Here is an 11,292-nt window from a genome sequence, read left to right on the forward strand (position 1 = left end):
TATTAATCTAGTTCATCATCAAGTTTACTTGTAGATTGAACAGTTGAGTTAGAAATATTTTTTTGCTTAACTTGATTATAATAACGTGGAGACAATTGGATGTATAGGATAGCCATAACTACACCAATAATACCTAATGCGACTAAATTAAAACTGGTAAAAGCTGTAATAACGAATCCTAGAAAAAAAAATGGCATTAAATATCCGGTGCGCATCATATTTATAACCATAGCATAACCAACTACTACGATCATACCTCCAGCAATGTTTAAACCATTAGTTATCACTTCTGGAATTGAATGAAGCATACAGTGCACTGTTTCGGTTCCAACGGAAATTCCAACAATAGTAGCTGGAATTGCAACTCGCATAGCTTGTAACATGAGTGCTGTAATATGAATCCAATTTAAAATTGTTATATTACAGTGTTCAGCTGCTTTATCAGCGGCATGTTGAAAGGCTACAGTAATAGTGCGCACAATAATGGTTAATACTTGACCGGCGGCGGCTAATGGAATGGCTAAAGCAATTCCTGATCCGATAGACTGTTGCCCCATAATGACTAAAATGGTTGAAATGATTGAAGCTAAAGCGGTATCAGGTGCTACAGCAGCGCCTATATTCATCCACCCTAGTGCTATCATTTCTAATGTTCCTCCAATAATAATCCCGGTTTTTATATCTCCTAAAATTAATCCAATTAATGTACATGCTATTAATGGTCTATGACATTGAAATTCATCAAGTATTGAACCCATTCCGATAATACAAGATGTAATAAATAATAAAATAATCTGAAGTGTGTTGATTTCCATTTCATTTCCTGAATATATAAAAATAAAAATACAATGTTTATATAAATGTATTAAATAAAATTGTATATTTTAATTAATTAAACAACTATTTATTTTTTTTTATTAATTGCATCATTTTTAGTGATGGATCTGATGGAACTTTACGTATTTCTAACTCAATGCCATATTGATCAAGTTTTTTAAAAGCTTCAATATCTGTGTTATTTACTGATATAGCATTAGTTATTTGTTTTTTATCTTTATAAAAAGCCATTCCTCCAATATTTACTGAATTGATAGGAATGCCACCTTCAATAAGACGTAAAACATCTGTAGGATTAGTGAATAACATGATAACTTTATCTCCGGCATATTTAGGGTTATTGTACACACGTATGGTTTTGTTGATATCTAAAACATGAGCAGTTATTCCAGGAGGGGTTACTTGGGTAAGTAAAGTTTTTCGGATCATATCTTTAGATACTTCGTCGTTTACTACTATGATACGTTGCACATTATATTCTTTAGTCCAACGAGTTACTACCTGTCCATGAATTAATCTGTCATCAATACGTGCCAAGCAAATGGTCATATGGTTTTTTTTGTTTTTATTTGATAATTCAGGTGCGGGAGTATGTTTAATGATATTGTTTTCATAGTGAAAATGGTGATTAGTTAAAGAATATTTTACTGATTTTATGCTTTCATTACCAGAGTTTAATGCGATTTGTATTAGTTCTTGTAAAGAATGGGTATCATCGCGCGCCATGAAAACTTCAATTAACATAGGGATGTTCATTCCTGTAATAATATCGTATTTTTCTTTGTTTAACACAATACTATGAGCGGCATTAAAAGGGCTACCTCCCCAGGTATCCACCATAAATAACACCCCTGTGCTTGTATCAAGATTTGATAGATGTGCATTATACTTTTCAATTAGTATTTTAGTGTTTTCTTCGGGTAGTAAATCAACCCATGCAACATTTTTTTGTTTGCCTATGATCATTTCAGTGGTGTCGAGTAATTTTTTGGATACAGAACCGTGTGCTCCCAATATAATAGCAATAGTCACTATTGTTTCCTCTTTGATGTATTTTAACAATTCCTTATTATTTTGATCTTAAAGAAATAATAAGAAATTGTTTTTAATGTCGTCGTGTATGACAAACATTGTTTGATATTTAAAAAATTATATCGATATGATTGTACAGATTGTTTTATGATTTTTTTCTTTCAGACAGTACAGAATTAAATTAAATTTAATATACTTCAAACAAACAATTGTATTATACTGTCTTTTTTTCATAATGAAACATTATCTTTAATGTTAATATGTTTATTTTTAATAATATGAAAGAGATATTGTATACTATATCGTAACAATGGTTTTGTTGTTTAAGTAATCTCCACATAATTTTGTGGTTATATATTTCATTTTATCAACACCCCCTCTACAAAAATTTGTATTTTGATCGTGTTTAATTTATTGCTGATAACTTCATTATATAATCAAATATTTTAATATGTTTAATATAAATATGCCATGAGATGATTTGTTATTTAATGTTCAATGGAGATTATCATGGAATTTTTAACAGACATATCAATGTGGATAGGATTATTAACTTTAGTCATTTTAGAAATTGTGCTTGGTGTTGATAATTTGGTTTTTATTAGTATTTTAGCAGATAAACTTCCAAAAAAACAACGTGAACGTGCATGTATTATCGGGTTAACATTAGCGTTGATAATGCGTATAGCCTTATTATCTTTAATTTCATGGTTCGTAACTCTCACAAAACCATTGTGCAAGATTGCTACTTTTTTATTTTCTGGGAGAGATTTAATTTTATTGTTTGGAGGTATTTTTCTCTTATTTAAAGCAACTACTGAATTACATCAACAACTAGAGCATAAAACACATAACCACACTAATCGTGGATATGCTAGTTTTTGGGTAGTTGTGATACAAATTGTAGTTTTTGATGCTATTTTTTCTCTTGATGCAGTAATAACGGCTGTTGGTACAGTAGAGAATTTAACAATAATGATAATAGCAGTTGTTATAGCGGTGGTAATAATGTCGCTATCATCTCGTTTATTAACTAATTTCATTAATAGTCATCAGACTGTAGTAGTTTTATGTTTGAGTTTTTTATTAATTATTGGGTTGAGTCTAATTGCAGAGGGAATTGGATTTTATATACCAAAAGGTTATTTATATGTTGCTATTGGATTTTCAGTATTCATTGAATTATTTAATCAAGTCGCTCACTGTAATTCCATGAAGGGCCAATCAACTAAATCAATGCGTGAACGTACAGCAGAAGCGATTATGAGGTTAATGGGTAATACGGTACAATGGAGTGTGGATACAGAGAAAAATTCTTCAGTTCTTTTATCAAAAACACATTTTGCTGAAGAGGAACGCCATATGATCACCGGAGTATTATCATTAGCCTCACGTACCCTACGAAGTATAATGACCCCTCGAAATGAAATTTCATGGTTAGATTCTCAAAAACCAGTGCAAGAATTATATGCTACGTTAATGAATACTCCTCATAATATGTTTCCAGTATGTAACGGTGAATTAGATCAATTAATAGGAATTGTTCGTGCTAAAGATTTAATGGCAGCTATTTCTAATGGAGAACGGTTAGAAACACATGCTTCAGAAAATTTGCCCATTGTAGTTCCAGAAACTTTAGATGTCTTAAATTTATTAAAGGAATTGCGGCGTGCAAAAGGCAGTATGGTTGTTGTATCTAATGAATTTGGTATTATTCAAGGATTAATAACTCCTTTAGATGTATTAGAAGCTATAGCTGGTGAATTTCCTGACGAAGATGAAACACCAGAGATTGAAATAATCAATAATGGGACAGGTTGGCTAGTAAAAGGTAGTACGGATTTGCATGCATTACAACAGGCATTACAGGCCCATGATTTGGTGCATGTTTGTGATCATGTAGCTTCTTTAGCTGGTTTGCTATTATCTCGTTGCGACCGTATACCAAAAGAAGGAGACGTGTTGACGATTAATAGATGGCGTTTTATAATTCGAAAAATGATAGAGTATCGTATTGAGTTAGTAGAAATAGAATGTCTGTTGTTTTCTAATGATACACATCATTAAATAAAATTTGGCGACATATACATGTATACGATATATATTATAAATAATTGATTTGAAGTAGTTATTTAAAATAAAATTTTTTTAGTAACGGCAGCAATATAGTAGAGACTTTGTCTTGCATTTCTTGATATTCTGATTCTTCATCGCTATCGAAAATAATACCACTTCCTACTGAGCAAAACAGGTATTGTCTTTCAGCTAATAATGTTCTGATAGCAATGTTGGTATCCATATTACCGCAACAACTTAAGTATCCAATATTACCAGACCAAATGTTTCGACGTTGTGGTTCAAGTTGTTCAATTAATTTCATGACTTGAACTTTTGGGGCTCCAATTATAGATCCTCCTGGAAAGCATGCACGTAGTAAATCACAAGCTGAAAAATTGTTAGACAGCTCTCCTGTAATAGTACTAATCATATGGTGCACTCCTGGAAATGATTGAACATCAAATAATTTAGATACATGAATACTACCTGGAACAGCTACTTTTCCAATATCATTTCTTAATAAATCAACGATCATTAAATTTTCTGATTGATCTTTTGTAGATTCAGATAATTTAATAATTTGTTGATAATCATCTTGTACGTTTTTTAATCTAGATAATGTACCTTTGATAGGTTGAGTTTTAATTTTTGTATCATGTAACTGCAAAAAACGTTCGGGAGATAAACTGAGTATACTCAATTTGTTTGGTAGCCTCATAAAAGCTGAAAAAGGTGCGTGATTATAATGTAATAGATAACGAAATGCTGTCCATTCATCTCCTATATATGAAGCAGAGAAACGTTGCGAAAGGCACACTTGATAACAATTTCCTGCAATTATATTTTTTTTGATAATATGGAATTTTTGAGCATATTCTGAGCGACTCATGTTGCTTTTCCATGATTGCGTAAGACGAAATGATGTTTTAGAAATATGATTGTTATATATATGTTGTTGTTTATATACCCAATTTAATATTTTTTTGGGATTATCATGAGTAACAAGGTAATTTTTACAAAGTTTATGATCCGAAATAATTGCCCATCGATATAAACCTATTGCCATATCTGGAAATGAAAGATCTTGTTTTGCTAATTTCGGAAGTGATTCAATATATCTTGCGAGATCATATCCAAACACACCTACAAATCCACCTTGAAATGGTAATTGAAAATTATTTTCTGATTGCATATTCATGATATGAATATATTTGTTTAATAGAAGAAATGGGTCTGCATTATTAACTTGATGTTGTTTATTACAAGAAACTGTAGTGGTATTGTTGTGCGTTATTAATGTTAGTGTTGGATCAGTAACTAATATATCGAAACGGCTATCTGGGTGTTTATTGTTATGACCAGAATACAACAACATAGACCATGATGTATTGGATAAAGTCTCAAAAAGATTCAGTGTAGCGTAAGGATGATAGGGTAGCTCTATAAGATGTATGCTCATTAAAACAAATATTCCCTTATGATTTTGAAATATGTACTGATTGTATGTATAGTATTGGGTTGTTGTTATTTTTATGAAATGAAAATATTTAAAATTTATGTTGTTATACGTATTGGATTTAATTATTTTTACTATGTTGCATTATAGAATACTTGAAAAATCATATATATAATGTGTGTGTTGTTGTGATAAAATTATCAATTATTATTAATCTTTAATATAATTCTAATATTCATGTAATTTTATTTTGTAGAGATTTTATTTAGTTGAATAAAAACTTTATATTTTATTATAGGTACAAAAATACATATTATTTAAATACAGTTAATAATTTTATTATTAATTAATTTTATTTTTTATTTGTTTGATATGTCTACTCAAATTTTGGCTTTTGATACTACTACTGAATTGTGTTCTGTTGCGATCATGATTGATCATAGCATATATGATCATAAAATTATAGCTCCAAAGAGTCATTCAGAAAAAATATTACCTATGATTAATCAATTATTGATTGAAGTAGGTGTTACTTTGGAATCATTTGATTGTATTGTATTTAATAGAGGACCGGGTAGTTTTGCAGGGGTACGTATTGGGATCAGTGTCGCACAGGGTTTGGCGTTAGGGGCGGATTTACCTTTAGTGGGGGTGTCTTCTTTAGAAGTATTAGCGCAAGGGGCTTGGCGTATTTTTTCTGTTAAACAAGTTATCTCTACTATTGATGCCCGTATGGGTGAGTTATATTGGGCTTGTTATCATCGGATGAGCGACGATAGTTGTTGGATATGTAGCGATAATGAGTCTATTATAAATCCGGAAATAATCGAAAAAAGATTAATATGTTCTTCTTATTTTCAGAAGATGAAGGGTAATTGGGCGCTTGTAGGAACAGGTTGGAATAACTATCCAATATTAGCATGTGCTGAAAAGATGCCTCGCGTAATTGCTTTAAAGAATAGGAGCGTTATGTTGCCTGAAGCACAGGATATGTTGCCTTTAGGACTGTATAATTGGATAAATAAGATATTTGTTAATCCAAATCAGGTGCAACCTGTGTATTTACGTAATGCAGTAGTTAGTTGTAAAAACAGATGATATCTAGTTTTGCAATGTTATTGGTTGTCTAGTAATGTTAGAAGTCCATATTTCAATATTTTATGTGATGCGTGTATGTTGTATTATGTTTCTTCATTAAAAAAAATTATCTTGCATTTTAAGATGGATGTTTTGTTGTCTTTTTTTTCTAATTGGATTGAAAGTATGTGTGGATCATGTGTATATTTACTTATTGTTTGGATTAAATCTTTTTTTAATTGAGGTAAATAATATGGGGAAGAATTATTTCTAGTGTTATGTTCAGAAATAATTTCTTGTAGTCTTTTTTTGGCGATGTTGGCTGGTGTTTTTTTTCTAAAAAAAAAGAAATTTACTAATACCATAATAAGTATTATCTCTTGAAAAATCGTTTGAAAAAGTTGATTTTTTTCTCTTTAATAAATCTCAAAGGACATGAATTTCCTAATAAACGATCTACTGTATCTGAATAAGCTTGTCCTGCTTGAGATTTTGAATCTAAAATAATTGGTTCGCCTTGATTGGATGCTTTTAATACTGCTTTGTCTTCTGGTATAACACCTAATAAAGGAATTCTTAATATTTCTATGACGTCGTCTAAACTAAGCATATCTCCTCGTCGAACACGGCTAGGATTATATCGAGTTAGTAATAGATGTTCTTTGATTGTTGTTGCACCATTTTCAGAACGTTTAGATTTAGATGCTAAAATACCCAACATGCGATCTGAGTCATGTACTGATGACACTTCTGGATTGGTAGTGACAATTGCTTCGTCTGCAAAATATAGAGCTGTTAAGGCTCCACTATCAATACCTGCAGGAGAATCACATATTATAAATTCAAAGTTCATTTTATTAAGATTATTTAATATTTCTTCTACTCCTCCTAGGGTTAAATAATTTTTATCGCGTGTTTGTGACGCAGGTAGAATATATAAATAATCAGTGTGTTTGTCTTTAATTAGCGCTTGGTGTAAGGTGGCTTCACCTTGAATGACATTAATGAAATCATATACTACTCTGCGTTCGCATCCCATAACTAAATCAAGATTACGCAAACCAATATCAAAATCAATAACAGCGGTTTTTTTACCTTTACGTGCTAGCCCAGTAGCAACAGATGCACTTGATGTTGTCTTACCTACTCCTCCTTTTCCTGAAGTAACAACTATTATTCGCGTCATAAAAAAATCCTTATTGCAGGATACATTATAAATTTTTAATGATAAGCATATCGTTTTTTAAACTTAGTCTTACCGCTTTACCTAAAAATTCTTTTGGAATTTGATCGCTTAACCAATAACGTCCTCCGATCGATACTAGTTCAGGAGATAAATGAGTACAAAAAATTTGGGATTCTTTATTACCGGATGCTCCGGCTAATACCCGACCTCGCATTATACCATAAATATGGATATTGCCGTCGGCAATGATTTCAGCTCCAGTGCTAACATTTTCAATAATGATTAAATCTCGATTACGAGCGTATATTTTTTGTCCAGAACGTACTGGAGTATTGATTAATTGTGTTTTAGCAATTATTGGAATGTTGCTGTATAAATATTCTGAAGAATATTTATTTTTTATAGCATTTCCTTCTGCGAGAATAGGTACTCCACTACGAATAATTGTTTCTTTTAATTTTTTATTATGACAACAACATACCCCAATTATAAACAATCCAGCATCGGATATTGTTCGATACAGAGCGCTCCAGTTGTTACAATAATCAAGATTACCAATGTTTATAACAATTGGTGTGTTTTTTAATAAAAAAAAGGGAGCTTTTTCTATTTTTTCTTCCAATGATCGACGAATCAGTTCTATGCATGTACTATAGATATGCATCACTAATAATGTAAAATTACTCCCTTTTATACTAATGGACACATTAATTTTTTCATAATTTAAATACAGGTATCGTATGTTTATGTTTGATATTATTATTTGTGTGAATGTATGTTTATTTATTATTATTCATACTATGATTTATATATAATTTATTTTTAAGTGTAAAGATATTATTACTGCCTACAGTAAAGCAGGAAAAATGATAATGAATCAATAAAAAAAATTAATTAATAATCATAAATAGTCCAATAATCGCTGTAGTATAATATATTTTAGAGTTGTAGTAAATATGGTATATTTAAAGTTGTGCGATATTAGTGATTGTATATTTGTATAAATTATTAAAATAAATTAATTCAATTCTATTGACAGGATACTCAATCAGTATGTTATAGGTTGGTGTATTGATCATGTAATTTTCGATTTTAAGAATTTTAGATGTTAATACAGTATATCCATTAACGAAATTTTTTAAAAAATAAGAATAAATGATAACTAATATTAGTTCATAAGGTGTTATTTTAAGTACAGCATATATTTGATTTGTGTTTATTAAACAATATTATGTAAGATAAATATTATATGTGTGAATTTGATTAGCACGATTATATATCGATTTTTCAGTGTATATGTGCAATAAAATTAATGAGTGATTACACAATGAAGATTAATGATAATATTTTATGTTTTATGTGTAAAAGTAAAATATGTGCTGATATTTGAAGATTGGTATCATGTTATTTGTATTCTATTTGTTGTTGTATTTTTGGATATCAATAATTTGTGATAAAGACACGAGTATCGCTACTATCAAGTAGCTAGCAAAAATTATAAGCATCCATTGAGATATTTCTAATGACAAAAAGTACCATTTATACTCAGTACAATCTCCATTAGCATCAAACATAGAAGGCCACCATTGATTCAAAGGTAACCAATTAGGAAATTGTACAAATAAATCACACATGGAGAATGGAGATGGATGCAACTGAATGTTAATATATTCTTTAGCTAACACTAATCCTTTCCAAGCGCTGTATATCCAAATTGGGATAGCAAAAAATCTTAAAAGAGTAAATGGAGCAATTGTCGCAACCAAACCAGCAATTCCTATGCCCCATAGAGCGCATCTTTGATATATACATAACACGCAAGGTTTTATTAAAACAATGTGTTGTAAATATAAGGCTACTAACTCTAAAATAACAACGGTAAATATTAATAAAATCCAACATTTTCTAGTTTTAGAACAAATATTAAAAAAACGTAACATAAATAATTACCTAAAATTAACACAATTCAACCTGATGTATTTAAACATTTTTAAAACAAAGTAAAATTTGATATCATATAGTCTACTATGGTTAAAATTATGTAAACGATATATGTGGTAATGATATACATCATTTACATGTCACTAATATTATTCAATTATCAACAATGATAGAAGTATAACAATTTAATTTAAATTTTATTTGTGGCAATAGTGTTTGAAACGTTCATGTCCATAGTGTTATTAATGAAGGACAATTGGTTGGTTTATTTTCATAGATGTATAATAATAAAAAAATTTTTTATAGCTCTTATATTGTATCAATTTTATTGATATTTATTATACTTATATTATAAGAGATGTCGCTTGAGAATTCAGAAAAAAATAACACCCCTTATTAGGCAGTCATTAAATTGTTTTTATTTGATTTTTACCATTAGGTTATTATGCAACCGGTCGCAATATTTATTAGATAATATTATTTATATTTTGTAATATACACACTTAAATCAATTACTTTGTCAGAGTATCCTGTTTCATTATCGTACCAAGATATTAATTTAGCAAAATGATTATTTAATACAATACTTGCTTGCGCGTCGAAAATGGAGATTAATTTTTCTCCATTAAAATCGCTGGATACCACTTTTTCATCAGTATATCCTATAATTCCTTTCAAATTTCCATAAGCAGCGTGTTTAATAACATCACAAATATTTTTATAAGAGGCGGATTTTTCTAAACGAACAGTAAAGTCAACGACAGAAACATTTGGAATGGGAACTCGGAATGATATTCCAGTTAATTTACCATCTAATTCTTTAATAACTTTACCTAATGCTCGTGTTGCTCCGGTAGAAGATGGAATAATATTTTGGTAAGCACCACGCCCACTTCTCCAATCATTGTGCATTGGAGAATCAACAGTTTTTTGAGTAGCGGTGGTAGCATGAACAGTAGTCATTATACCTTCAATGATTCCAAAATTGTCATTGATAACTTTAGCTAGTGGAGCTAAACAATTAGTGGTACAGGATGCATTAGATATTATTTTTTCTCCGTTATAGAGATGATTATTAACTCCCATAACAAACATTGGGGTATCATCTTTTGATGGGGCTGTTAGTACTACTTTACGGGCTCCAGCAACTATATGTCCATTAGCTTTTTCTTCAGTTAAAAACATTCCTGTAGATTCAGCAACAACATCAACATTAAAATTTCTCCAATATAAGTTTTTTGGATCTTTTTTTGAGGTATAATGCACAATTTTATTATTAATAATTAAATGATCACCATGAACATTAATTGTTCCTTTAAATCGTCCATGAGTTGAATCATACTTCAGCATATATGCGATATGTTCAATATCGAGTAAATCATTAATGGCGACAACATCTGCATCTTTTCTTTCTTGTACAGATCTAAAAATAACGCGACCAATTCTACCGAATCCATTAATACCTATTTTAATAGCCATATATTACATGCTCCTGTTTTAATCGTAATTATGTGTTATATTGTAAATTGTAAACGCAGGTATGGAAACTTTGTTTGTATATATCAAAGTATTTATAATAACTATTTTAAATAACTTAAAAGTAATTTGTGTTTTTGATGTGTTTGATATTCCACACAATATTAGTAATATAGATAATACTATCACATCATTGATACGTAATATATTTAATTTTCGATAATTACGT

The 11,292-nt window shown here is 29.9% G+C and carries 10 protein-coding genes; 2 read left to right on the forward strand and 8 right to left on the reverse strand.

Annotated features, from left to right (window positions below):
• Window positions 1-2: 2 nt before the first annotated feature.
• Window positions 3-815 (reverse strand): PTS mannose/fructose/sorbose transporter subunit IIC, encoded by an 813-nt coding sequence (locus M9397_RS00390; protein ID WP_250227007.1) that lies wholly within the window; start codon window positions 813-815, stop codon window positions 3-5.
• An 85-nt stretch (window positions 816-900) separates the two neighbouring features.
• Window positions 901-1,869: a PTS mannose transporter subunit IIAB gene (manX, locus tag M9397_RS00395; protein WP_250227008.1), complete on the reverse strand. Its 969-nt coding sequence runs from the start codon at window positions 1,867-1,869 to the stop codon at window positions 901-903.
• Between the two features lie 510 nt (window positions 1,870-2,379).
• Here manX and M9397_RS00400 point away from each other — a divergent pair.
• Entirely contained in the window at window positions 2,380-3,936 is a 1,557-nt protein-coding gene (locus tag M9397_RS00400) for a TerC family protein (RefSeq protein ID WP_250227009.1), read from the forward strand.
• Window positions 3,937-3,997: 61 nt separating this feature from the next.
• On the opposite strand, the gene pabB is transcribed toward M9397_RS00400, so the two are convergent.
• Window positions 3,998-5,386 carry an aminodeoxychorismate synthase component I gene (gene pabB, locus M9397_RS00405; RefSeq protein ID WP_250227010.1) on the reverse strand — a complete coding sequence of 463 codons (1,389 nt, stop codon included), beginning with the start codon at window positions 5,384-5,386 and terminating at the stop codon, window positions 3,998-4,000.
• A gap of 369 nt (window positions 5,387-5,755) precedes the next feature.
• Between pabB and tsaB the strand changes: the two genes are divergently transcribed.
• Window positions 5,756-6,481, forward strand: coding sequence for a tRNA (adenosine(37)-N6)-threonylcarbamoyltransferase complex dimerization subunit type 1 TsaB (gene tsaB / locus M9397_RS00410; RefSeq protein ID WP_250227011.1), 726 nt, complete (start codon window positions 5,756-5,758; stop codon window positions 6,479-6,481).
• A gap of 83 nt (window positions 6,482-6,564) precedes the next feature.
• Here tsaB and minE read toward each other — a convergent pair whose 3' ends face one another.
• From minE to gap, 5 genes are all read right to left on the reverse strand, one after another.
• Window positions 6,565-6,825, reverse strand: a complete 261-nt coding sequence (gene minE, locus M9397_RS00415) for a cell division topological specificity factor MinE (RefSeq protein WP_250227012.1) — start codon at window positions 6,823-6,825, stop codon at window positions 6,565-6,567.
• A gap of 8 nt (window positions 6,826-6,833) precedes the next feature.
• A complete protein-coding gene (gene minD, locus M9397_RS00420) occupies window positions 6,834-7,646 on the reverse strand; it encodes a septum site-determining protein MinD (protein ID WP_250227013.1) in 813 nt (270 codons plus the stop codon).
• Window positions 7,647-7,671: 25 nt separating this feature from the next.
• Window positions 7,672-8,352: a septum site-determining protein MinC gene (gene minC, locus M9397_RS00425; RefSeq protein WP_284150756.1), complete on the reverse strand. Its 681-nt coding sequence runs from the start codon at window positions 8,350-8,352 to the stop codon at window positions 7,672-7,674.
• 709 nt (window positions 8,353-9,061) lie between these two features.
• Window positions 9,062-9,586, reverse strand: a complete 525-nt coding sequence (gene dsbB / locus M9397_RS00430) for a disulfide bond formation protein DsbB (protein ID WP_250259750.1) — start codon at window positions 9,584-9,586, stop codon at window positions 9,062-9,064.
• 478 nt (window positions 9,587-10,064) lie between these two features.
• A complete protein-coding gene (gap, locus tag M9397_RS00435; RefSeq protein WP_250227015.1) occupies window positions 10,065-11,066 on the reverse strand; it encodes a type I glyceraldehyde-3-phosphate dehydrogenase in 1,002 nt (333 codons plus the stop codon).
• Window positions 11,067-11,292: the final 226 nt, after the last annotated feature.

It is taken from the genome of Blochmannia endosymbiont of Camponotus sp. C-003, assembly GCF_023585685.1.
Classification (GTDB): domain Bacteria; phylum Pseudomonadota; class Gammaproteobacteria; order Enterobacterales; family Enterobacteriaceae; genus Blochmanniella.